The sequence below is a fragment of the Paenibacillus sp. sgz302148 genome, assembly GCF_056120465.1.
Genome location: NZ_JBVYOJ010000003.1, coordinates 175127 through 198690, shown reverse-complemented (window position 1 = coordinate 198690; position 23564 = coordinate 175127). Strand labels below are relative to the sequence as shown.

Genomic DNA, 23564 nt, shown 5'->3' with positions numbered 1-23564 from the left:
GCGATTGATTTCCTCATGGTTTATCCCCTAGGGGTAAATATACAATGAATATAAATCAAGGAGGTCTCCATTGTTTATGTCCAAAGCAGCGAAAAGGTGGTCGCATGGCGTGCTGGCCGCCGTATTGGCCGGAATCGTGATAGTTACGGGGTGCGGCAAAAGCAACGAAGCAGAAAGCGGGTCTCCCGCACCGTCGTCAGGCGGAACGTCCCCCGAATCGACATCGTCTCAGCCGGAAAAGCCGTACGAGCTCAAATGGCTGAAGGCGCAAGACATTTCCAAGCCATACGATCCTTCGAAAGACGTGATCAAGCAAGCGATCGAGGCGAAGCTCGGCATCAAGATCGTGCCCGAAATGGTCGATGTGCAGCAGTACAAGACGAAGCTTAATTTAAAAATGTCGAGCAGCGACATTCCCGACGTCGTCCGAATCGATTTTGCCGACGACTTTCAGAAATATGCCCAGCAGGGAGCTTTTGTCGACCTGACCGATTTGATCAACGAGAAGGATACGCCCAACATTATGAAGGAAGTGCCGAAGGAGGTTTTCGAGCAGGCGAAGGTGAACGGCAAAATTTACGGGATTCCTTATCAAGGGGGACCGGGTGCCGGATACCGCTGGAATTTGGTCATGCGCAGCGATTACTTGAAGGCCGCCGGCGCAGACGTGCCGCAAACGCTGGACCAATATTACGAGCTACTGAAGAAAATCAAAGCGGAGAAGCCGGACGTTATTCCGCTCGGCGGCTATACGGCCCAGATCGGCCAGACGAAATATGCCAACAACTCCTTCGATCATATTTTCGGCGCCTTTGGCGTGACGCCCGGATTTTTCACGGAAAAGGACGGAACGTTCAGCAATTACGACATTGATCCGAAAATGAGGGAAGCGCTTCTGTTCCTGCAAAAAATGTACGCGGAAGGGCTGATCGACAAGGAATTCGCGACGATCAAGGAAGAACAGCTGCGGGTGAAGCTTTACAGCGGCAAGCTGTTCTCCTGGATGGGCTGGTGGTCCACCGCCAACGATTACGATACGCAAGTAGAGACGAACGAGCTGATCCGAAGCGGCAAGCTGGAGGCGGACGAAAGTCTCCCGAATCAGGCCGATAAGCCTTTCAACTATTTGACGTTGACCGGTTCGCTCGCTGGTCCGGACGGCACGGCGGTCGCTCCGTCGGGCGCCCCCTTCTCCCAGATGCATGCGATCAGCGCTAAAACGAAGGATCCGAAAAAAGTGCTGGCCATTATCGAAAATTCGTTGTCTCCGGAAAATCAAATGCTGACCGTGTGGGGCATTGAAGGCGAAGATTACAACATCGAAAACGGAAAGATGAGGACGGTTACCGACCTGATCGATCAGCAGACGCAGCAGGACAAAAACGGGAATTTCCGCGGCATTCAGAGCTATCTGTTCGCTCCGGGACTAAAAGGTTGGCCGCATTACCTAGAGTCGCTTCCGCTCCGGTTTTCGCAGTCGCTGGACGTGGCGATCAACAACAAGTTCCAAATTACCGACGCTTCCAACTACCTCGATTCCCCGACCAAAATCGCCAAGCTGGTGGAGCTGAATACGATGCGAGACTCTGTTTTCACGCAGATCATTATGGGCGGCGACATTAAGAAATTCGACGATTTCGTCGAAAAATGGAAGTCTCAGGGGGGAACTCAAATCCTCTCCGAGCTGGAGGAATCCTTCAAGAAGAAATCGGGCAAATAACCGCCGCTTTCGCCGAATTTGTTCCGAGGCGGAAGGAGCTTGCGGCCTTCCTGAAGAAACTGTACAAGATGGCAAAGCCCCTCGGCCTGTTTCACCGGCTGGCAGGGGCTTCTGCCGCAACGCCGGCAAAAGGGGGAGAGGATGGATATTCGGATCCGAAAGCGGGGCGGAAGCTCCAGATTGCTGACAAGGCTCAGTCTTCCGATTTTGGCTTTGATCGTCACCTTTATCGCTCTTTTTGCGACGGCGTCGAGTTATATTCTCATTCGGGTGCAGAACGACCATACCGCCAAGATGGCGGAACAATCGATGAAGTTTGTTTATCGCAACGTCTGGTATCAGTTCGACACGATGAACAATATGGCGGCATTTATTTTATCCAGTCAATCCATCGAAAATTTGCTGGAAAGCACCCATCAGCAACCTTATGAAGCCGTCGACGATTTTTTTGCGCTGCAGGCGAATTTGGAAAACTTGAGCTTGTTGTCGCTTCTGAACGATTTCAGTTCGCGCGACGTCGCGCAGCAATCGTATATGGTATCCGTGGTGCTGGAGCCGGGAAGCGGGCTTTACGCGATGGCGACGGATCATTTCGTCCCGGTGACTGGAATTTTCAAATCATTCGACATTCGGAATGAGGAATGGTTTCGGGATTTGAGCCGAGGGGGACGAAACACCGTTTGGTGGGGCGGGCAAGCGGGCCGTTCAAATACCGCCATGATTTATTCGGCGAGGAAAAAGACGAGCATCAAGGACGGGCGAAGCATCGGCACGGTCATCGTCGGCGCGGATGCCGGCAGCATCAAGAGCGTGTTCGACAGCGCTCCGCTCGAGAAGGGGTACCATCTGCTGTTGGATGAGCGCAATCGGGTCATCTTCAGCGAGCGGTACGGTTTTCTCGAATTCGTAGGCGATCTTCCCTACGTGCGCGACTTGGCCGGCTCCCGAGGCTCGTCCGTCGCGAGCGTCGACGGAGAACAGCACCGGGTCATGTTCGAGACGATGGACAACGGCTGGAAGCTGCTGACCGTCGTGCCCGAAAAACATTTTACCCAGTATGCCTTCGCCATCTCGGCGATCGGTGCCGCCACAGGCGCGGCTGCCTTGCTCGTTGCGGTATTCTGGCTCAGACGAATCGTCGTGCGGGTCACCGTTCCGATTACTCGGCTCGTTGCCGCCATCCAGCGTCCGGAAGTCGTCCAGTTCAAAGAACCGCTTCCTTATCAAAACTCGGGCATCTACGAAGTGGATGAGCTCAATCAGAAGTTTGACTCCATGCTTGTCACCATTCGCGGCTTGATCGAGAAATCGTTTGCCGAGGAGATGGAACGGCGCGAGCTTCAGCTCGAGCTGCTGCATGCCCAGATTAACCCGCATTTTCTGTACAATACGCTTGATTTGATCAACTGCAGGGCAATCCTGTCGGGGGATCGGGAGACGAGCCAAATCGTGCGTTCCCTTGCCAACGTCTTTCGTTACGGCTTGAACCGGGGCGAAACGTGGATTTCCTTGGAGGGGGAGCTGAAGCAAATCGAAGCCTACCTCCATATTCAGCGCATGATGCTGAACGAACTTCACGTGGATATTCAAGCGCCGGACGATCTGCTCTCCGCCCAAATCGTTCACCTTACGCTGCAGCCGCTGGCGGAAAACGCCATTGTCCACGGATTTGCGGATCGAACGTCCGGCTGCCGGATCGCGATTTCGGCGCGAATCGAAGGAACGGCGATCGTGCTGCGGGTCCAAGACAACGGGCGAGGCTGCGACGCGGATCGGATGAACCGGATGCTGGCCGGCGAAGACGTCGGCAAATCAAGCGGCGGAGGAACCGGCTACGGCACGCTGAACGTTCACCGGAGAATCCAGCTGCATTGCGGGGAATCGTTCGGTTTGCGTTATGTGGAAGCGAGCGAAGGAACCTGCGTCGAAGCGGTGCTGCCGTTTCGCTCGAAGATCAATGATGCCGTGATGAAGAATAGGGGGATTGCACATGTTTAAGCTGCTTATCGCGGAAGATGTGAGGACGGTCCGTGAAACGTTAGCGCAATCCATCGACTGGGAAGGTCTTGGAATCTCGCTGCTGGGCGCCGTCGAGAACGGGGAAGAGGTGCTCGCATGGCTGGACCGCGAGGTTCCCGACCTGATCTTGACCGATATCGGAATGCCCAAGATGAACGGATTGGAGCTCATTGCGGTCGTCAAGGAGCGTTACCCGGACATCCGCTGCATCATTTTGTCCGGATTGAACGAGTTCGAGCATGCCCGGCAAGCGATCAAGCTGCAAGTCGTGGACTACGTGCTGAAGCCGATCGATCCGGCGGAGATCGCGAGCGTTGTTGCTCGGGCGGCCGCAGATCTGCACAAGGAACGGGAAGAGCGGCGGGAGCTGGCGCTGGCGGAGCAAGCCGTCAAGGATAAGCTTCCGAACCTGTCAGAGACGTTGTCTTCCGAGGCGTGGCATGGAAGCCTAAAGAAGAAAAAGCTGGTCGAGCAGGCGATCGGTTATGTGAAAGAAATCTACATGCGCAAGGAATTGGCGCTGTCGGACGTGGCCGCCGCGGTCGGACTTAGCGAGAAATATTTGAATGCGATTTTCAAAGAAGTGACCGGCATGACGATCAATCATTTTGTCATTCGTCTCCGCATGGAGGAAGCCGCCCGGCTGCTGAAAGATCCTGCGATCAAAATTTACGAAATATGCGACCGGATCGGGTATGCGGACCAAGATCATTTCCGCGAGAGCTTCAAGAAGCAGTTCGGCCTGACGCCGACCGAGTACCGCAACAAGTTTCTATAACTTTCGATATAAAAGAGGAGGAGGCCGGAATGAAACGGAACGAGCTGGAACAGGCGGCACGCCGCGTGTATTCATTCATGATGCACAGCCGGCGGGAAGAATGGGGAGACCATGCATGGACCGATTGGGCGATGAACCCGGACAAGTGGGACTGGAACCCGGGCGTCGGCATCATTGCCGCGGCGGAATACGGGAAGTCACCCGGGGGCGCCGGCGTTCTTCGGGACGTCGAAGCGTGGGTGAACCGTAATATCGGGCAATCGGACACGGTGAAGGTCATCAATTCGATGGCGCCGTACACCGTTTTTCCGCAGCTGCATGCGGCGACGGGAAGTCCGTTTTATGCGGAGAAAACCAAAGCAATTGCGCTTTGGATGATCGAACAGGCTCCCCGTACGCGAACAGGCGCTTTTGAGCATACGGTAACGGAGAATGCGACGTTCCGCGAGCAAGTATGGGCGGACACCGTCTTTATGGCCGTTCTGTTCCTGGCCCGCGCTTCGCGGCTGCTGTCGGACCGCCGGTTGGCGGATGAAGCGCTGCGGCAGGTGCTTCTGCATCTGCGCGCCCTGCAGGATGAAGAGACGGGCCTGCTCTACCATGGCTGGAACGGCGAAACCGGCGACCATATGTCCGCGGTGCGGTGGAATCGGGCGAATGCGTGGAATGCGGCCGCCGTTCCGATGATTGTGGAAGAGGCGGCGGGCCTGTGTGGGGACGTCGGGACGGTGAGCGAAATCAAGGAAAGGTATCACCGCCTCGCCGAAGCGCTCGTAAGCAGGCAAAACGCTAGCGGACTATGGCCTACCGTATTGGATCGTCCGGATGATGTAGAGGAAACGTCGGGCTCCGCCGGTATCGCCTGCGGCTTGTACAAGGCTGCACGCATGGGACTCGTTCCGGTCTCGATGATCGGCTGCGCCGACAGGGCGGTATCGGCCGTCGTTACGCAAATCGGCGAGAACGGAGCCGTTCGCGGCGTATCCGGAGGTACGCCGGTGCTTGCAAGCACCCAAGCGTACAATGACGTTCCGACGTTCCCGACCTTGTACGGGCAAGGTTTAGCTTTGATGCTGCTTGCCGAGGCGTCTGCGGTTTCTCAAATCAGGAGCAATCGGGCATAATCGTCCGAATACGGCTTGCGTCACTTTCGTCATACGGAATACCGGTCAATATCCGTAAAATACGTGCGGGAATGCGAGTTGATCTACCGGATCAAATCCCGTATCATCGGTTTTACGTGAGGTGGCAGGTATTTTTTTAAATATAAGAAAGTATAAGTTTCACTCTATACTTGGCTTATATTTCTCGGTAAACGATGCGCCGACGAGGACGGCGCCAGCCGTTTAACCTTGGTAGACGGGATGTGGGAATGGTTGAAAGGAACAAAATTGCTGCTTGGCTATATCGGCCCGCGTTTGCCGGTTTATGCGCTAGCGGCCTTGCTGCTGATTTCCGCGAATGTGATCTACGCCTATTACCCGCGAGTGCTCGGCGAATTCACGGATGAGCTGCAGCGGGAGGGGCTGACTCAAGACGCGGTCGTCACCTACAGCTTGCTGCTGCTCGGCATTGCCGTCGGGTACGGCTGTTTTTTCGGCATCGGGCAATATATGAATCATCGCTCCGGCCGCAACTTCGAGTTTTACGTCCGCCAGCTGTTGTTCAAGCATTTCTCCCAGCTCAGCGAAGCGTATTTCTCTAAGAACGGAATCGGCAAGCTGCTGAGCTATGTGATGAACGACGTGACCGCCGTACGCGAGTCGATCGCGAACGGACTTAATCAGATGACGAACGCATGCGTGCTGCTGCTTTCCGTTGTCGCGATGATGGCGCTGAGCGGCATTCCGTTAAACGTGATGATCGTATGCGTGCTGCCGCTGCTGACGATTCCGTTTCTCGTCGTTTTTTTTGGTCCGCGCATTCGCCAGCGCTCACGGCATGTTCAGGAAGCGCTTGCAGCGATGACCGAGTCGGCGGAGGAGCAGTTCGGGGCGATCAAGGTGACGAAAACGTTCGCTGCCGAGGACATCGCCCGCGGCCGGTTCGGGGCAACGGTCGACGCGATCCGAGACAACCAGTTGAAGCTTGTCCGGATGTCGTCCATGTTCCAGTCGGCGCTGCCGTTCGTCGGGGCGCTGTCGCTTGTCGTCGCGATTTTGTACGGCGGCATTCTTGTCGCCCGGCATGAGCTGTCGCTCGGCAGTTTCGTCGCCCTGACGCTTTATTTGCGCATGATCGTGAACCCGCTGCAGCAGATCGGCAACGTCATCAACACGATGCAGCGCTCCCGCGCTTCGCTGGACCGGCTGAACCGGCTGCTGGCGGTGGAGCCGGACATCCGCGAAGCGGAGCTGGCGGCGGCGCTGGAGCCGGGTGACGCGGACATCGACATTCGCGGGCTGTCGTTCGCTTATCCGGATGCCGAGCTGGAGACGCTGGAGGAGATCGACATTCGGCTCCGTCCAGGACAAACGCTGGGCATCGTCGGCCGGACGGGCAGCGGCAAAACGACGCTCGTCAAGCTGCTGCTGCGCATTTACGACCCGCCGCGCGGAACGGTGTTCATCGGCGGTACGGATATTCTCGATCTGTCCTTGGAAAGTCTGCGGACGCAAATCGCTTACGTCCCGCAGGACGGCTTCTTGTTCAGCACGACGCTGCGCGACAATATCGCCTTCTCGGACCGCCAAGCGGACCTTGGAAAGGTCGAGGCGGCTGCCAAGCAGGCGGACATCTACAAGAGCATTACCGGGTTTCCCGATCAATTCGAGACAAAGCTCGGCGAGCGCGGGCTGACGCTGTCGGGAGGTCAGCGGCAGCGGACGGGATTGGCTCGCGGGCTGATCAAGGATGCGCCGATCCTGATTCTCGACGATAGCGTGAGCGCGGTCGACACCGTGACGGAAACGAATATTTTGTCCAATTTGCGGAAGTCCCGCAAAGGGAAAACGACGCTGCTGATCGCGCACCGGATCAGCGCGGTGAAGCACGCGGACGAAATCGTCGTGCTGGACGCGGGGCGTATCGTCGAACGCGGAACCCATGAGGAGTTGCTTCGCCAGGGCGGTTATTATGCGTCGCTTCAAGCGATTCAGGAAGGGGGAGAGTCTGATGAGTAGTCGCGTCTCGCAAGAGCCGGGTACCGCATCCTCGGCAACCCCGGCAAGCCGCAAGCAAGCGATATTCACGCTGCTGTCGTATGCGAAACCGCACCGTAAGACATTTGCGGCCGTCTTGTTTTGCGCTTTGTTCGCCATTTCTTCGGATCTGCTGCAGCCATTGCTCGTCAAAATCGTCATCGACGATAACGTGCTGGCCGGGGAGCATGGCATCGGAACCTTGGTGGCGATCGGGCTCACTTACTTGCTGCTTGCCGCCGTCAGTCTTGTGTTTACGTATCTGCAGTCCAATTTGCTGCAAAAGGCGGGGCAAAGCATCGTCGCCCGGCTGCGCAAAGATTTGTTCCGCCACATTTCGGATCAATCGATGTCGTTTTTCGACCGGAACCCAAGGGGGAGCCTGGTCACGAACGAATCGAGCGATACGGAGACGATCAGCCAATTTTTTACGCAAGTGCTGCTCAGCACCGTGCGCGACGGATTGTCGCTGCTGCTGATCGTCGGGTTCATGTTCGCGCTCGACGTGAAGCTGGCGCTCTATTGCCTGCTCCTGTTCCCGCTGATCGCCGCCATCGCGATCGCTTTCCGCAAGATGATCCGCTCGGCTTATCAGCGGACCCGCGCTCAGCTGTCGCGGTTGATCGCTTTTCTGGCCGAAAATTTGGCCGGCATGAGCCTTATCCAGGCGTTCCATCAGGAGAAGGAGCAGATGAACCAGTTCACGCACCGCAACCAGTCGTATTTGCGCGAAAATTTGCGCGAGGTGCGTGCGTCGGTGCTGTTCAACCGGTCGTTCGACATGCTCGGCAACATGTCGGTCGCTTTTGTCGTATGGATCGGCGGGCAGGCGGTGCTGAACAAAGGGCTGGAATTTGGCGTCCTGTATGCGTTCATCAGTTATATCCGGCAGTTTTTCCAGCCGATCAACCAAATTACGCAGCAATGGAATACGCTCCAATCGACGATGGTGTCGATGGATCGGTTATGGCGGATTTTTTCGGCGAAGCCGGAAATTCAAGATCCCGTGCCGGGGACGGAGAAGCACCTCGACATTGCCGCCGTCAGCGGCCGCGTCGACTTTAACCGGATCCGGTTCGGCTACAACGAAGGCGTGGACGTGCTGCATGATCTTGACCTGCATATCGATCCCGGTGAATTCATCGGCATCGTCGGCACGACCGGAGCGGGCAAAAGCTCGCTCGTCAGCCTGCTGACGCGGTTTTACGACGTGAACGCGGGCAGCGTCGACATCGACGGCATCGACATTCGGCGCATTCCGCTCGATACGCTGCACCGGATCGTCGGCCTTGTGCAGCAGGACCCGTTCCTCTATTCCGGCTCGATCATCGATAATGTGCGGTTGTTCCGCGAGGAGGTCAGCCGCGAAGCGGCGATCGAGGCATGCCGTCTGGTCGGTGCGGAAGCGATGGTGGGCCGGCTCAAGGACGGCTACGACACCGTCTTGTCCGACCGAGGCAGCGGGTTGTCCGCCGGGGAGCGGCAGCTCATCTCGTTCGCGCGCATTCTCGTATTCCGGCCGAAAATATTGATCCTCGACGAAGCGACGGCTCATCTCGACTCGCATACGGAGCGGCTCATCCAGCATGCGCTGCAGGTCGTCTCCGAAGGGCGGACGACGATCGTCATCGCCCACCGGCTGTCGACGATCCGGGAGGCGGACCGGATACTGGTCATGCGCGAAGGCCGGATCGCCGAAGAAGGCCCGCATCACGAGCTGATGCGGCGAGGCGGATATTATGCGGAATTGGTGCGATATTCCCGCGAGGGAGAAACAGCCTGAACGGCCGGTGGCGCGGAAGCGGCCGTGGACTTTTGAAATTGGCAGTGACGAAGAAGGATCGGGAGCCTCGCTTCCCGATCCTTTTTTGCGTTGGCGCTTGTGCCGGCGCATCTTTTTTGCACAACAGCCATTTCCGGTCACGTTTCCGTCATGATCCCGCCGTTGACGTGAAGCACTTGCCCGGTGACGAAGCTGGAATCGTCCGATGCCAAGTAGACGTACGTCGGCGCCAATTCGAAAGGCTGCCCGGCCCGGCGCATCGGCGTTTCGAGGCCGAACGTCTTCACGTACTCCGCCGAATAGCTGGACACGATCAGCGGCGTCCAGATCGGCCCCGGGGCAACGGCGTTGACGCGGATGCCGAAATGGACCAATTGAGGGACAGCGATCGCGTGAAGGAAACGATGGCGCCTTTGGGTGGCGGAATAATCCACGAGCAGAGGCGCCCCGGCGTATGCCGTCACGGAAGCCGTGCTGATGATGGAGCTGCCGGGCTGTAAATAATGCAACGCTTCCTGGGTCAGGAAGAAGTGCGGGAATATGTTGGTGCGGAACGTGTCCTCTAGCTGCTGCCTGCTGATGTTCATAATCGACTTTTGCGGAAACTGCACGGCCTGATTGATGACGAGCACATCCAGCTTGCTGAAGTGGGCGACCGTTCGCCGCACAACCTCCCTACACCACGCCTCGTCGCGCAAATCGCCGGGCAGCAGCAAACAGCGGCGTCCGTATTGCTCCACCATTTGCCGCGTAGCGTTCGCGTCGACATGCTCGTCAAGGTAAGGGATCGCCACATCGGCGCCTTCCTTGGCGAACGCGATCGCAACGGCTCGCCCGATGCCGCTGTCGCCGCCCGTAATGATGGCGACTTTGTCTTGCAGCTTGCCGCTGCCGCGGTATTCGGGATTATCGGAAATCGGCTGCGGGAACATCAAATATTGCATGCCCGGCTGCCGGTCTTGATGCTGCGGCGGAAACGTGATCGGCGTTTGCTTGCATGTGGTTTCATAGCCGTAATACGGGTATTTCGGGTACATGTCGGAACTCCTCCCGGTAAAATCGCATATAGGCAGGATATTCGCCTAATGTATGTCTTGAGAGCGTCCTTATATTTTTTTTGTTAATATAGCAAATCATAAGAAATTACAAGTTTTGCAGTATAGTAAAATAGAGAAGAGCGGAGTAAAAAAACGAGACGGGGTGTAAGTATGGAGGCTTTAGGTTCGAGGAATGTTAGTGTTATTACCTTGTTCGTCGAGGATCTGAACGACGCGAAGTCGTTCTATCAAAAGGTCTTTGGCCTATCCATCGTGTTCGAAGACGATGAATCTGCAGTATTCAGCTTCGGAAATATGAGCATTAATCTGCTGAAAATGTCCGCGGCGCAGGAACTTATCGATCCCGGAACGGTTGCAAGCCGCGAGGCCGGATCGCGTTTCCAGTTCACCATCGGCGTTGACGATGTGGATGCGGTATGCAACGAATTGAAGGCGCGCGGCGTCGATCTTCTTAACGGTCCAATGAACCGGCCGTGGGGAGTGCGCACCGCCAGCTTCACGGATCCGGGCGGGCATATCTGGGAGATCGCGCAGCAATTGGCTTAGACCGGAGGAATGTTATGTTGGGCAAACCTATAGGAATAGGCTCAAACCGCGAGGTGTATGAATACAGGGATGGCAAGGTCGTCAAATTGTTTCATGCGAACACGCCGCTAGAAACCGTTCAACGGAAATATAGGAACTGCTCCGCGGCTTGACCCTATCTCGTGCCTGAAAAAAATAAACCCGAAGCCTCGCACTGGCAAGCAGTAGAGGCCTTCGGGTTTTACTCGTTAAATCGCCGGCATTACGTTGCCGCCGCATACCGGGATGTACGCGCCGGTAATGTAGCTCGACAAGTCGGAAGCGAGAAACGCCACCGCGTTGGCGATTTCCTGATCGGTTCCGCGGCGTTTCAGCGGCACGTTCCGGTCGTACGCTTCGCTGCGCTCCGTGCCTGCCAGCCGGTCACGCTCGCTGATCGTCCAACCCGGCGCAACCTGGTTGACCGTAATCTGATGCTCGCCGACTTCCTTCGCGAGCACGCGAAGCACGCCATCCATGCCGCGTTTGCCCGCGACGTAAGCCGATTGCGACGGGAAGTTCTGCATCGAGCATTCCGTGTTGATGCCGATGAACCGGCCCGCTTGTTTCGCGATCATGCCCGGAATGAACGCCTTCGCCATCAGCACGTTGTGCAGGACGCAGGAGTCGAATTGGCTCTCATAGTCCTCGACCGGCTGCTCCAGCACGCTTGTCCACAAATATTGAATGACCGCGTTCGTCACGACGATGTCCGGCGCGCCGAATTGGCTGACGACCGCATCCTTCATCCGATTGACCGAATCGGCGTCCGTGATGTCCGCTTGTACGGCGAATGCGCGCCGGCCAAGGCCTTCGATTTCGGCTGCCAGCGACTTTGCTTTTTCCGCGTTTTGCAGGTAGTGAATGACGATATCCGCGCCGCATTCCGCCAGCGTGCGCGCCATGACGCGACCGAGCTGGCCGGTGGCGCCGGTAATGATGGCGATTTTGCCCGTTAGATCGATTTTCATGTGATGCTCCTCCTAGGATTTTGTCGAGATGAACCTGCCTGTCCGTATGTACAGCCCCATCATATCATATCGGGGACGGCGTGTAGCCCCCCGCCACATTATTTAATCCGGCCGATCGACAGGCTCAGCTTATAATTGCCGAACTTCAGCAGCTCGTCCAGAAAAGCGTTCAGCGCAAGCTGCGAATCGACCCGAACCCGCATCCAGTATCAGCCTTCGCCGCTTACGCGGTGCATCTCGACAATCCGGTCGTCACCCTGGACAAAGGACTGGAAGGAAGAATGGGCGGCGCCGGACGGCAGAAATACCGTAACGAAGGCGTGCACGGTTTGCCCGATTTTCTCCGGATTCCATCGCAGCGTGTATCCTTCAATGACGCCGAGGTCTTGCAGCTTGCGAATGCGTGCGCCAACCGCTTGGCCGGTCAAATGGACCAACTGGCCGATTTCCTTGTGGGAAAGCGTGGCGTCTTCCAGTAAGGCGGACAATATTTGAAGATCGAGTTCATCGATAGATGGATTGCTCATAGCTCATCGTAATTCCTTTCATCGTGAAAGTGGAAGCCGCTGATTCGTTTCAGCAAGCCCTATGGATCGGATCGGGTGCATCCTATAATTGTAGCAGAACGACAAATCAGAACATAAGGGGTGCTTGGAAATGAAATTGCAACTGATTCGACATGCGACATTATGGCTGGAATACGGGGGAAAAAGCTTTTTGATCGACCCGATGTTTAGCGAAGCAGGAGTTAACCCGCCTATCATGAATACAACCAATGATAGACGCAATCCGCTTGTGCCGATGCCCGTTGCTGTTGACGCGCTGCTTCGGCCGGATGCCGTGCTGGTCACGCATTTACACCCGGATCATTGGGATGCCGCGGCAGCCGAGGTGCTGCCTAAGGCGCTCCCGATCATATGCCAACCGGGCGATGAGACCCGGATCGGTTCTTCCGGTTTTGTATCGGTGACGGCGGTTCACGAGCGTCTAACGTTTCAAGGCATAACGATCATCCGGACAAGCGGGCAGCACGGCACAGGCGAAATCGGGGAGAAGATGGGGCAGGTATCCGGATTTGTCCTGAAGGCGGATGGCGAGCCGACGTTGTACATTGCGGGAGACACGATCTGGTGTGATGATGTGAAGGAGGCGCTGGACAGCCATCAGCCCGATATGGTCGTCGTTAACGCCGGCGGAGCTCGGTTTGCGGTTGGCGATCCGATCACGATGGATGCCGACGACGTGGTAAATCTGTGCAGGTATGTGCCGCATACGACAATCGTTGCCGTGCACATGGATTCGATCAATCATTGCTTGGTGACAAGGGCGGATTTACGCGACAGGCTAGTGGCGGAAGTGCTGCTGCAGCAAGTCGCGATTCCGGAGGATGGCGAGTGGTGTACGACCCCGTAAGGATGTAGTAAAATTTTTTTCGAAAAGTTCCCAACCGATTGCCCCACCCTCATACTTATATGGATGAAGCCGCTTCGAAAGGAAAAGAACCGATGACACTTGCACGTGCAAAAGCTACAAGCGTCGACGAAACGATCATTTCGCACTATTCCAAAAAAATATTCGGATTCGCGCTGTCCCGAACAGGCCATCACCACAACGCGGAGGATTTGGCGCAGGAGATTCTGGTCTCCTTGGTCCGGTCTCTCCGGTCCGGCAAAACGATCGAGAACATGGACGCGTGGGTGTATAAAATATGCTGCTACACTTGGACGAACTATATAGCCAAGGAGAAGCGGCATTGGCGCAACGCCGATGTCGACGCCTTCGAGGTCCATGACGGATCGAAGCCGATCGAGTCGGAGCTGGAGGCGCTGGAAAGTACCGGTCAGCTGCGGCGGGAGATCGCTTATTTGTCCAAGCTGCACCGCGACATTCTCGTTCGTTATTATTACGAAGGCAGGAGTGTGGGCGACATCGCCGAGCTGCTGCGTCTGCCGCAAGGCACCGTGAAATGGCATCTGTTCGAGGCGCGCCAGAAGATGAGGGAGGGCATGAATCGGATGGAGACAGTACAGGATTTGAGCTACCGACCGGTGAAGCTTGTTGTCGGTCATAGCGGATCACCCGGGACGAATGGCGAGCCAAATTGTTATTTCAATTCGCTGCTTGCGAATAATATTTTTGTCGCCGCTTATGAACGGCCGCTGACAATTGAAGAAATCGCCCGCAAGCTTGGTGTCGCCAGCGCCTTTCTTGAGGATTATATCGCGCAATTTGAAAACGCGGAGCTCATGACGAATACGGGTAAAGGAAAATACCAGACGAACTTCGCAATCGACAATATGGGCAACAGGGTGCGCGAAAGAACCTATATGAAGCAAAAAGCGGAAGAGCTGGCTGACGATTTTTATGCCTGCATCACCTCCAGGATGGACGATATACGAAAAATCGGCTTCTATGGATACGACGCACCCGATCATTTTCTGATGTGGACGCTGTTCCTCTATGCGTTATGGCACCAGTACAACACGGCCAAGCCATGGGACTACTATGCGCCGTATCAGCCAGATGAGCGGAAGGATGGCGGCAAGTATATCGTCATGGCGCGCATTTACTATACCCACGAGCAGTACGCGGAGCAAATGGCCGATTACGATATCGTCCGCAAGTACGATTGTAATGGTATTAAATCTCGGGGGGACGACAAGCATCGCGGCGTGCAGATGGAAACATGGTGGTCGGGGATGAAATGGAGAGACTTCGATCGCACCGACGTGATCGAGATGAACCGTATCCTCGATTTGATCGAAAGCGGCGCCGAGCATAACGAGCACGATAAAATTTTGATCAGCAAAATGGTGGAAAAAGGATTCGTCTCCTATCGTGACGGCAAGCTGACTTGCCTGATTCCTTTTTTCAAGCCGGATCAGCATAAGCGATTTTTCGACATCGTCGATGAAGCGTTCCGAGAGGTCGGCGCGAAGCGCAAGCTGGAGCAGGTTCATGACGATTTTCAGGCCATGTGGCAAGAGATGGCGCCTTCTTTTGTACCGAAGAAGGATGTTGTATATAAAGGGTTGCAGCATGGGATGTCCGTCATATTCGCGATCATGGAGTACTTGGAGCGAACCGGCAAAATTCAGCTGCCTTCCGAAGAGGAAAAAGCAAGACTCACCACGATCATGTGGTTGAACGAGTAGGCAGGGGGAGTTTTGATGGACGAGCAACGAATCGCGTTGGAACGGCGGCTTTTGATCATGTCGGAAACGATTCGCTTGGTAGAGCGGGCGTTCATTCATTGGGAAGACGCCGTGATAAAGTCGGATGAGTTGGACCAATTTGCGGAAACGTTTTTTGCAAAAGCGGCGGAAGCGGAAACGAGATCCGATTTCCAAAAGGTGATGTGGGAGCTGTTCGGGCGGCTGAGAAACGCGCATTCCTGGTATGTCGACAAGTTGGCCTCTACGCCGGCTAACGGGAGCATCAGCTTTTCGATGGTGGAAATGGACGGCGAATGGGTCGTACAACGGGATTTGGCTGATGTGTTGCAGCCGGGGGATGCCGTTGTATCCATTGAAGGCAAGCATCCGGCTGAATGGTGCAAGGAACTAGAGCCCTACGTAGGGACAGCGAACGAAAGTGCACAACGAATTCGAGCGATTGGTTCTCTCTCTTATTTTATTCCAGGCGCGACAATCGAAGTTGAATACGAAGATCAATACGGTTCCCGCCAAACGGTGATAATGCCTCGGTTGGCGCACGACGACGAGCGTTTAGCCGCATCGAGACAGGCCTCCGAAACGGAGGGCAAATGGCTGCGCGAGAACCGGGTCGCGTACGTTCGAATCCCGGGCTTTGGCGATCCGAAGTACGAAAACCTGGCGTTGGAGCTTGTTCAGGAGTACCGGGAAGCCTCTGTGCTAATCGTCGACGTGCGCGGAAACGGCGGCGGTTCAACGCCAAGCCGGCTCACGAGGTTACTTATGGACCGGCCTTACCGATGGTGGACGGAACGCTCGCGCCATCCGGAGTGGATGAGGAACCGTCATGGGGACGTAGATATCCGCTTCGCGGACGATTATCGGTATGCCGAATGCCGCCCGGATTGGCAGGAGCCTGCGAACGAAGACGAACGCTACAACGGCCGGATCGTGATTTTGGCAGATCGTTTTGCCGGATCGGCCGCGGAAGATTTTATTATGCCGTTCAAGGATAACGGCCGTGCGACGATCGTCGGCGAGCGGACATGGGGATCGACAGGCCAGCCTGCCTTCAGACACTTCGGTGAGGATATTCAAGTCGGAATCGGTTCGATTCGCGCCTATATGCCGAACGGAGAGCCGTTTGAAGGTACCGGCATCGCTCCGGATGTCGAGGTAAAGCTTATTCGAGAGCATGTGTACAATAAACGGGATGTTGCGCTCGATAAGGCGCTTGAGTTAATCGACTCTGATTGAAAGAATAAACAGTCATTGCAGGATCACCTTTCTGCGACGGCTGTTTTTATTTTTTGCCGAAAATGACGGTGAAAAGTGGGTGAACATGGATTTGAGGAGGCTTCATCAGAGCCTCTTTTTGTTTCTGATGAACCGGTTCCGATCGCCATGCTTTCCATAACGCCAGCCTAGAGCTATAATTTTCAGTATGCGAACGCAAGGAGAAGACGTAAGGAGAGAACATCATGCCGCACAACATACTGCTGATCGAGGACGATACGCAAATCGTCGAAATGCTGCAAAATTATTTGGTCAAAGAAGGCTACAACGTCTCGGTGGCGTTTAATGGATTGGATGGAATCGCCCTGTTCCGGCAAGGCGACTTTGATATCGTGCTCGTTGATATTATGATGCCGAAGCTGGATGGCATTGAAGTGATCAAGCTCATACGCGAAAACAGCGCGGTGCCGATCCTCATCATGTCAGCGAAGGATAGCGACGTTGACAAGGCGATCGGGCTTGGATTCGGCGCCGATGATTACATCGCGAAGCCGTTTTCCCTCATCGAAGTATCGGCCCGGATTAAAGCGGCGATTCGCCGCGCGACGAAGTATTCGCAGACCGCATCAGCTGCCGCCGCGACCACGGAGCAGGCGCCTCCGGCGGCTAAAGTGCTGACGTTCGACGGGCTGCGCATCGACTTGGACAACTTCAACGCATCGAAGAACGACGTGGACCTAAAGCTAACAGCTAAAGAATTCGAAATTCTGAAGCTGTTCGCCACAAACTCGAACCGCGTGTTCACGAAGGCGCAGCTGTACGGTTTTATATGGAACGACGAATATTACGGCGACGAAAACGTCATCAACGTCCATATCCGCCGCTTGCGCGAAAAAATCGAAGACCAGCCGTCCGAGCCCCGCTATATTAAGACGTTATGGGGTATCGGCTACAAGTGGGAAGGACAATGACATGGTAATCGCGCTAGCTGTACTTTGCGTTATTTTGATCGTCATCATTATGGTCCAATATCAAGCCTATCGCACAAGAAGCGCCAACTTGCGGCAAATCCACAGCCGATTGAACGAAATCATCGTGAACAATACAAGCGAGAAGCTGCTTGTTTTTACGGACGACCGCGCGTTGATTCCGATCTTGATCGAGATCAATCATTTACTGGACCATAACCAGCAAACGGCGGCCGATTTCCTGAAGATGGAGCAGTCGATGCGGAAAATGATCTCGAACATATCTCACGATCTGAAGACGCCGCTCACCGTCGTGCTCGGCTACATCGAAACGATCAACCTTGACCCGGACATGAGCGCGGAGGAGAGAGGGATGCTGCTGTCCAAGGTGCACGCTAAAGCGAACGAGGTGCTGGAGTTGATCCGCCAGTTTTTCGATTTGGCGAGGTTGGAATCGGGGGACAAGCCCATCCCGCTTTCCCGGGTTCATATGAACGACATTTGCGGGAAAAATATGCTGGCCTTCTACGATACGCTGACGGTCAAAGGGTTCGACGTGGCCATCCAAATCCCCGACAAGCCGCTGCTCGCTTGGGGGAACGAGGAAGCGCTCGACCGCATCCTGAACAATTTGATCGCCAACGCGATCCAGCATGGCGGCGAAGGGAAGGCGATCGGTCTTGCTTTGCGAAGCGACGACGAGTTCGTATACGTGGACGTGTGGGACCGGGGCAAAGGGATCGATGAGCTGCATCAAGATCGGGTGTTCGAGCGCATGTATACGCTGGAGGACTCGCGCAACAAATCGTATCAAGGCAGCGGGCTTGGCCTCACGATTACGAAAAGGCTGGTCGAAGCGCAAGGCGGGACGATCCGCATCCACAGCAAGCCGTACGAAAAAACGGTATTCACTGTCAAGCTGGAGCGAATCGCCTTCTCCGCTTAAGAAATTTGTAAGAATCGGGTAAGAAAAAAGCAAAAATCGATGCTTACAATAAAGCTTGTAACCAAGGAAAACGGCTGGCGCCGCTTTGATCGGCGCTCGTTTACCGAGAAATAGAAGCCGAGTATAGCGTGAAGCTTATACTTGGGCGAAGGAGGCATCGATCTATGTCGCATATCGTAAGAACGAAGCAGCTGACCCGGACCTATCAAGGGAAAGAGGTCGTTTCGAATGTTAGCTTGAGCATCAAAAAAGGCGAAATTTACGGCATGCTCGGACCGAACGGAGCGGGCAAAACAACGGTGATGAAAATGATCACGAACCTGGTGAAGCCAACGGCCGGCGAAATCGAGATTTTCGGCGAACGGCTAACCGATACGTCGTATCAAATGTTGGGGCGGATAGGTACGATTATCGAAAACCCGATCTTTTACGATAAGCTGTCGGCCCGCGAAAATTTGGAGATCCATTGTGAATACATGGGCTACCATAATAAAAAGTCGATCGACGAAGCGCTCGAGTTGGTGAACTTGAAGGGGATCGACAAGAAAGCGGTCAAGCAATTTTCGCTGGGGATGAAGCAGCGGCTTGGCATTGCGCGGGCGATTACGACGAAACCGGAGCTGCTTATTCTGGACGAGCCGATTAACGGGCTTGACCCGCTCGGCATCAAGGAGCTGCGTGATTTGTTCAGCATGTTGTCCAAGCAATACGGCATCACGATTCTCATTTCCAGCCATATTCTCGGCGAAATCGAGCTGATCGCGGATACGATCGCCGTGATGAACGACGGCAAGCTGCTGCAAGAAGTTGCGATGGAGCGTATCGTCGAACTGAATACGGAATACATCGAGATTACGACAAACGACTGCAGCAAAGCGGCATACGTGCTGGAGAATCAACTGAATATATCCAATGTGCGCGTGATCGACGGAGGGCAAATTCGCATTTACGATTGCCGCGTCCCGCAAAGCGAATTGATGAAAGTACTGGTGCTGCACGATGTCGCCATCGAATCGATATATAAGAAAAAAGGGTCGCTCGAGGATTACTTCCTGTCCATCCTGAACGGAGGTGGCGTCGTTGCTTAAGCTGATGAAGCTTGAAATGCGTAAATTTCGCATGGGGTCTTATGTTCGCGCGGCGATCATCGCCAACATCGTCATTTTGGGTTTAATTTGCTTGATCGGCATTAGTGAGGAAATTAAGGAAGGGATGCCTTTTACGGGCTACGACATGGCGTTCTCCGTCATCGATACGCTCGTGCGCGGGACGTATATCGTATTCGCGTCGGTGCTCATTTCGCGTCTTGTCATCGACGAGTTCCGCAACAAATCGATTACGGTGCTGTTCATGTACCCGATCAACCGCAAAAAGTTGATCGCGGCCAAGCTGCTCGTCGTGGTATTGTTTACGCTGGTTGCGGACATCGCAGGGAACCTGTTTGTTGGCGTCGGCTTTTATATACTGAACCTGTTCGTGTCCATTATTCCGGAACCGCTCACGTTGTCCATCGCGGCAAAATCGCTATTCAAATTTGTGATGAGTGCGCTTGCGACCAGCTTCCTGAGCCTCATCCCGCTGTACTTCGGAATGCGCAAGCATTCCGGCGCGGCGACGATCGTTTCGTCGCTCATTGTCGTAGCGATCTGCTGCCAAAATGCCGATGGCTTTACGTTATATAACTTCATTGCGGTGCCGATCGGCCTCGCGCTTCTCGGCGCGGCAGTCGCCTACATGTCGATTCGCAACATCGAGCATGTCGATGTGCTGAAATAAGAAACGGGGAGAATAAGTCAGAATGATGAATAAAGTATTGAGATGGGTATTTTTGCTGTGCGTCGCTTCGCTGCTTTTGAACGTGCTGCTGTATTGGGGATCGGGAAAGAGTTATTTGCTCATCAACATTTACGGCGCAGCCGGACTAGGCGTTCTGTCCGCGGTCTGGTTGTTGTTCGCGAGGAAGAAGCGGTAAGCGAAAGCCGGCAGGCGGTAGACGATAGCAAGTAGACTATAGATATAGCAGGTAGACGATAGATGTTAGACAAAGACGATAGCAGGTAGACGATAGACGATAGAGCGGGATAAAATTATACGAGGGCTGTCCCTTGAGGTTTATGGAACCTTGGGGACAGCCCTCGTTGCGTGATTGGGTGAATAGGGTGGGGCGCTGAGCGGGCGAGGGGGGTATTGGCGTTACGGACTGAGATGCCGCTATACTCACTACCCGGTACTAGCTCGTTGCCAAAACAACTGGAAAACATGAAGTTAATTCTCGGAAAAAATCAGGATAAAGCAGATTAACTGGAAAACATGCATTTATTTTTTCAACATCTACTGAAAAATCCGGAATCCGTTTGAAATAGATACATGTTTTCCAGTTGTTTTCTTCTAGAACGTTATACCTTGAAAAATTAACGACATGTTCTACAGTTATTTTGTCCGGCCCTGCGCGGTTGCGAGTCCATAACAAAAGCCGCTTTTGCTGCACGAAGATCATGCAGCAAGAGCGGCTAGTTCAGGACGGTTACATATGTTGAATCGTTTTTAAAATCTCTTTGCCCGTGCCGAGCTTGTAGCCGGTGTACTGGTAGCGAATGCGGCATTCGCTATCGATGACGAACACGGCCGGGAAGCTGATTTGCGCCGGCTCCGGCAAGCTTGTAGTGAGTGACTGCAGCGAAGCGTACGCGTTATCTCGGCCGAACGCCACGGAAGCGGGCAGCCCGGTATAGGCTTCCGGCGCGAAGGCAGCCGTGATCTTGTCGTCGCCGGCGACGAGCCATACAGGGCCGCCCCAGGCGTCGAATTCCGCGGCGAGCTCGCCGATTTCGCGGATGAGATGCTTCGACGGCTCGCGGTCCGGCTCGATCCACGCCAGGACGAGGCCTTGCTTCGAAGCCAGCTCCGGCAGGCGGACGGCCGCGCCTTGCAGCGGCGTTAGCGCGCAATCCGGGTTGGCGTCGCCCAGCACCGGCACGGTGATCGTCTCGCGGCGGAACACGAGCGGCAGCTCCAGCGTCTCGCCGGAAGCCACGGTGAAGTGGGTCAGCCGCACAAGCACCGTTCCGTCGGACAAGCGCGTGCCTGTCGTTAGCCGGTATTCGCCGGCAAGCAGCTCGAACGGCTGGTCGAATACGTCGGTTTTGCCGAACTCGTAGCTGAGCGTCCGGTATACGCCGTTTTCGAAGCGCGCCAGCGTAAAGTTGTTGAAATACGCCGCCGCGGTCGAACCGTCGCCGTCGCCGTTTGCATCCGGCAGCAGGCGAACCGAGCCTGGTGCGGCTGCGCTAGGCGCGGCGCTCTCGCAAGACGCGTCCGCTGCGGATGCGGTGCCGCAGCCACAGCTGCTCGACGCCGCTGCGCTGTCGCTACCGTTGCCTGCAGCCGCTGCGCTATCGCCGAACGCGGCGTCTTTCCATATGCCGTCAGCACCGAGGTATTGCGGCCGCTGATCGGTCGGCTCAAGCCGAGCGGCGATGCCGATGCTGCGTGCAGCAGCGACGAACACGATGTCGCGGCACATCCGGTCGCCCTTCTGCAGCTTGAAGCTGCCGACCGGCGCCGCCCAGCCGCGGTAATGGTTCATGCCGTCGATGACCTCGACGTCGCGGCCGATCCGCTCCACGAGCGCAGCCGGCGACTTGCGATACGACGCTTTTTCCGAGTCCGTGAACACGCCCTGGAAGAACGCCTTGTACGGCGCAACCATCTCGTAATGGACGCGAGGGCACAGCACGTATTTGGCGAACGTGTCGTCGTCATACGCATCCTGCTTCGGCAGCGCTCCGGTCAAATGATCGGCAAGCGTCGGGCGGAACGTGTCGGTCATGTCCTTCGGGTTCAGCGACTCGAGCAGCCGAAGCGGCCATTCGCCGTAAACGCCGGATTGCTCGCGCAGAAACGCGGCGATTTCGTGGCTGTTGCCGCGCGCGTGCTTCAGCACCATCCAGACGCGCTCCTCCGGCAGCGACAGTTCGGCGGCGAGAGCTTTGGCCGCTTCCTCGCTCACGAACGTCGCTTCGAAGCCCGCGCGGATTTGCGCGCCTTCCTTCACGCGCTCGTCGTTGCGGCGTTTCTCTTCCTCCGTCGCGAGATCCGACGCCGCTTCCGCCAACTCCGGCGGCGGCACCATCTCGAACTCCTCTACGCCGTGGACAGGAGCACGGTCCGCTACGACAACGGTAAATACATCGCCGTCGCCAACGTGGATTTTCGTATAGCCCCAGCCTTTGCTGCCTGCCGCATGAACGATCAGGTCGCCGAAGCCGGTCGTCAGCTGGACGTTGCCGCCGTCATCCGTTGTTTTGCTGACCATCGTCGACAGCTCCGCGAAGTTGTACAGCTGGAATTGAACGTTGGCGTCCGCCGGAGCGCCGTTTTCGTCGCGCACTTGGATCGTGATCGTTTTGTTCGGCGCGTAGTTGTCCAGCAGGTTAATCTCCGTGAACCACTCGTGAGCGAGCGTCACTTCCTCCGGTCCCGGATAGTTGGCTTGCACGCGCGTATTGACGAGCATCGCCCTGCGCGCAGGTGCGCGGAACCAGCCTTGATTCAGCCGCGGCTCCGGTTCGCAGGCGCCGAGGAAATACCATTTGCCGTCCGCCCAAGCCTCTACCCAAGCGTGGTTGGAGTCGCAATGCGCCCAGCGCGGCGTATAGCACTGGCGGGCCGGGATGCACAGGCTGCGCAGCGCCGCAACGGCCAGCGTCGATTGCTCGCCGCAACGGCCGAGCGTCGTGCGGATCAGCGTCAGCGGCGAAACGGTACGCGGATCGTTGCCGATGTATGTAGCTTTCTCGTGGCACCATTGGTTCGTCTCCAGGATGGCGTCGGCCATCGACAGCTCCTTCGTCCGGTCGAACAGCTCGCCGAACAGGAAACCGCGGCTGTCCTCGATATTTTCGTTGTTCACACGGTACGGCAGCACGAAGTGCAGCAGCAAATGATCCGGCACCTGCATGCCCCAAGGCACTTGCTTGCGGACCGCGAGCGTCGTCCGCACATGGCTCAGAAACAGCTCGCCGTCGTAATCGGCTAGGTCGTTCATCGGCATGTAGGCATACAGAAATTTGAGCGCCACCGTCTCTTCTTCGGTCAGCGGGCCGTCAAAGATGCCGAACAACTCGCGCTCTTTGGCTGCGGCCAGCTTTCTTTTGAAATTAAACTTTTCCTCGATCATCCGGAGCGTTGCCGCATCCAGCGAAAAAGCCGTTGTCGTTTCCATCT

18 protein-coding genes and 1 pseudogene are annotated in these 23564 nt (G+C 55.7%); 15 read left to right on the top strand and 4 right to left on the bottom strand.

Annotation, left to right across the window (positions count from 1 at the left end; genetic code table 11):
* The first annotated feature begins 76 nt into the window (after positions 1–76).
* The 6 genes from AC0LWM_RS06255 to AC0LWM_RS06230 all read left to right on the top strand — a co-directional run bounded on the left by AC0LWM_RS06255 (position 77) and on the right by AC0LWM_RS06230 (position 9440).
* The gene (locus tag AC0LWM_RS06255) at positions 77–1720 is read left to right on the top strand and encodes an extracellular solute-binding protein (RefSeq protein ID WP_474674054.1); all 1644 of its coding nucleotides are present in this window, start codon (positions 77–79) and stop codon (positions 1718–1720) included.
* Between the two features lie 141 nt (positions 1721–1861).
* Positions 1862–3718 (top strand): cache domain-containing sensor histidine kinase, encoded by a 1857-nt coding sequence (locus AC0LWM_RS06250; RefSeq protein WP_474674053.1) that lies wholly within the window; start codon positions 1862–1864, stop codon positions 3716–3718.
* Complete coding sequence (locus tag AC0LWM_RS06245; RefSeq protein WP_474674052.1) at positions 3711–4517, top strand: response regulator transcription factor; 807 nt, start codon at positions 3711–3713, stop codon at positions 4515–4517. The genes AC0LWM_RS06250 and AC0LWM_RS06245 overlap by 8 nt, the downstream gene beginning before the upstream one ends.
* A gap of 29 nt (positions 4518–4546) precedes the next feature.
* Entirely contained in the window at positions 4547–5641 is a 1095-nt protein-coding gene (locus tag AC0LWM_RS06240; protein WP_474674051.1) for a glycoside hydrolase family 88 protein, read from the top strand.
* A gap of 252 nt (positions 5642–5893) precedes the next feature.
* Complete coding sequence (locus AC0LWM_RS06235; RefSeq protein ID WP_474674050.1) at positions 5894–7639, top strand: ABC transporter ATP-binding protein; 1746 nt, start codon at positions 5894–5896, stop codon at positions 7637–7639.
* A complete protein-coding gene (locus AC0LWM_RS06230) occupies positions 7632–9440 on the top strand; it encodes an ABC transporter ATP-binding protein (RefSeq protein ID WP_474674049.1) in 1809 nt (602 codons plus the stop codon). Before AC0LWM_RS06235 ends, AC0LWM_RS06230 begins: the two co-directional genes overlap by 8 nt.
* A 137-nt stretch (positions 9441–9577) precedes the next feature.
* Here the strand turns inward: AC0LWM_RS06230 and AC0LWM_RS06225 are convergent, their stop codons facing one another.
* On the bottom strand, positions 9578–10477 hold the full coding sequence (locus AC0LWM_RS06225; RefSeq protein WP_474674048.1) for an SDR family oxidoreductase: 900 nt from the start codon (positions 10475–10477) through the stop codon (positions 9578–9580).
* A gap of 171 nt (positions 10478–10648) precedes the next feature.
* Here AC0LWM_RS06225 and AC0LWM_RS06220 point away from each other — a divergent pair, with 171 nt between their 5' ends.
* A complete protein-coding gene (locus AC0LWM_RS06220) occupies positions 10649–11044 on the top strand; it encodes a VOC family protein (protein WP_474674047.1) in 396 nt (131 codons plus the stop codon).
* Positions 11045–11271: 227 nt separating this feature from the next.
* Here AC0LWM_RS06220 and AC0LWM_RS06215 read toward each other — a convergent pair whose 3' ends face one another.
* Entirely contained in the window at positions 11272–12033 is a 762-nt protein-coding gene (locus AC0LWM_RS06215; protein ID WP_474674046.1) for an SDR family NAD(P)-dependent oxidoreductase, read from the bottom strand.
* A 98-nt stretch (positions 12034–12131) separates the two neighbouring features.
* A pseudogene (locus AC0LWM_RS06210) lies at positions 12132–12560 on the bottom strand (Lrp/AsnC family transcriptional regulator).
* Positions 12561–12690: 130 nt separating this feature from the next.
* Between AC0LWM_RS06210 and AC0LWM_RS06205 the strand changes: the two are divergent.
* From AC0LWM_RS06205 to AC0LWM_RS06170, 8 genes are all read left to right on the top strand, one after another.
* Complete coding sequence (locus AC0LWM_RS06205; protein ID WP_474674045.1) at positions 12691–13446, top strand: MBL fold metallo-hydrolase; 756 nt, start codon at positions 12691–12693, stop codon at positions 13444–13446.
* Positions 13447–13538: 92 nt separating this feature from the next.
* Positions 13539–15188 (top strand): RNA polymerase sigma factor, encoded by a 1650-nt coding sequence (locus AC0LWM_RS06200; protein ID WP_474674044.1) that lies wholly within the window; start codon positions 13539–13541, stop codon positions 15186–15188.
* 15 nt (positions 15189–15203) lie between these two features.
* Entirely contained in the window at positions 15204–16445 is a 1242-nt protein-coding gene (locus tag AC0LWM_RS06195; protein ID WP_474674043.1) for a S41 family peptidase, read from the top strand.
* A 224-nt stretch (positions 16446–16669) separates the two neighbouring features.
* Positions 16670–17395, top strand: coding sequence for a response regulator transcription factor (locus AC0LWM_RS06190; RefSeq protein WP_474674042.1), 726 nt, complete (start codon positions 16670–16672; stop codon positions 17393–17395).
* 1 nt (position 17396) lies between these two features.
* Positions 17397–18338, top strand: coding sequence for a sensor histidine kinase (locus tag AC0LWM_RS06185; RefSeq protein ID WP_474674041.1), 942 nt, complete (start codon positions 17397–17399; stop codon positions 18336–18338).
* A 164-nt stretch (positions 18339–18502) separates the two neighbouring features.
* Positions 18503–19426 (top strand): ABC transporter ATP-binding protein, encoded by a 924-nt coding sequence (locus tag AC0LWM_RS06180; protein WP_474674040.1) that lies wholly within the window; start codon positions 18503–18505, stop codon positions 19424–19426.
* The gene (locus tag AC0LWM_RS06175) at positions 19419–20114 is read left to right on the top strand and encodes an ABC transporter permease (protein ID WP_474674039.1); all 696 of its coding nucleotides are present in this window, start codon (positions 19419–19421) and stop codon (positions 20112–20114) included. Before AC0LWM_RS06180 ends, AC0LWM_RS06175 begins: the two co-directional genes overlap by 8 nt.
* Before the next feature lie 22 nt (positions 20115–20136).
* The gene (locus AC0LWM_RS06170) at positions 20137–20310 is read left to right on the top strand and encodes a hypothetical protein (protein ID WP_474674038.1); all 174 of its coding nucleotides are present in this window, start codon (positions 20137–20139) and stop codon (positions 20308–20310) included.
* Between the two features lie 552 nt (positions 20311–20862).
* Here the strand turns inward: AC0LWM_RS06170 and AC0LWM_RS06165 are convergent.
* Positions 20863–23562, bottom strand: coding sequence for a transglutaminase domain-containing protein (locus tag AC0LWM_RS06165; protein ID WP_474674037.1), 2700 nt, complete (start codon positions 23560–23562; stop codon positions 20863–20865).
* Between the last annotated feature and the right edge of the window lie 2 nt (positions 23563–23564).

Excerpts from the sequence above, each read along its gene's own strand:
- AC0LWM_RS06255 (WP_474674054.1), top strand. The coding sequence starts at position 77 with ATGTCCAAAGCAGCGAAAAGGTGGTCGCATGGCGTGCTGGCCGCCGTA.
- AC0LWM_RS06250 (WP_474674053.1), top strand. The coding sequence starts at position 1,862 with ATGGATATTCGGATCCGAAAGCGGGGCGGAAGCTCCAGATTGCTGACA.
- AC0LWM_RS06245 (WP_474674052.1), top strand. The coding sequence starts at position 3,711 with ATGTTTAAGCTGCTTATCGCGGAAGATGTGAGGACGGTCCGTGAAACG.
- AC0LWM_RS06240 (WP_474674051.1), top strand. The coding sequence starts at position 4,547 with ATGAAACGGAACGAGCTGGAACAGGCGGCACGCCGCGTGTATTCATTC.
- AC0LWM_RS06230 (WP_474674049.1), top strand. The coding sequence starts at position 7,632 with ATGAGTAGTCGCGTCTCGCAAGAGCCGGGTACCGCATCCTCGGCAACC.
- AC0LWM_RS06225 (WP_474674048.1), bottom strand. The coding sequence starts at position 10,477 with ATGTACCCGAAATACCCGTATTACGGCTATGAAACCACATGCAAGCAA.
- AC0LWM_RS06220 (WP_474674047.1), top strand. The coding sequence starts at position 10,649 with ATGGAGGCTTTAGGTTCGAGGAATGTTAGTGTTATTACCTTGTTCGTC.
- AC0LWM_RS06215 (WP_474674046.1), bottom strand. The coding sequence starts at position 12,033 with ATGAAAATCGATCTAACGGGCAAAATCGCCATCATTACCGGCGCCACC.
- AC0LWM_RS06205 (WP_474674045.1), top strand. The coding sequence starts at position 12,691 with ATGAAATTGCAACTGATTCGACATGCGACATTATGGCTGGAATACGGG.
- AC0LWM_RS06200 (WP_474674044.1), top strand. The coding sequence starts at position 13,539 with ATGACACTTGCACGTGCAAAAGCTACAAGCGTCGACGAAACGATCATT.
- AC0LWM_RS06195 (WP_474674043.1), top strand. The coding sequence starts at position 15,204 with ATGGACGAGCAACGAATCGCGTTGGAACGGCGGCTTTTGATCATGTCG.
- AC0LWM_RS06190 (WP_474674042.1), top strand. The coding sequence starts at position 16,670 with ATGCCGCACAACATACTGCTGATCGAGGACGATACGCAAATCGTCGAA.
- AC0LWM_RS06185 (WP_474674041.1), top strand. The coding sequence starts at position 17,397 with ATGGTAATCGCGCTAGCTGTACTTTGCGTTATTTTGATCGTCATCATT.
- AC0LWM_RS06180 (WP_474674040.1), top strand. The coding sequence starts at position 18,503 with ATGTCGCATATCGTAAGAACGAAGCAGCTGACCCGGACCTATCAAGGG.
- AC0LWM_RS06170 (WP_474674038.1), top strand. The coding sequence starts at position 20,137 with ATGATGAATAAAGTATTGAGATGGGTATTTTTGCTGTGCGTCGCTTCG.
- AC0LWM_RS06165 (WP_474674037.1), bottom strand. The coding sequence starts at position 23,562 with ATGGAAACGACAACGGCTTTTTCGCTGGATGCGGCAACGCTCCGGATG.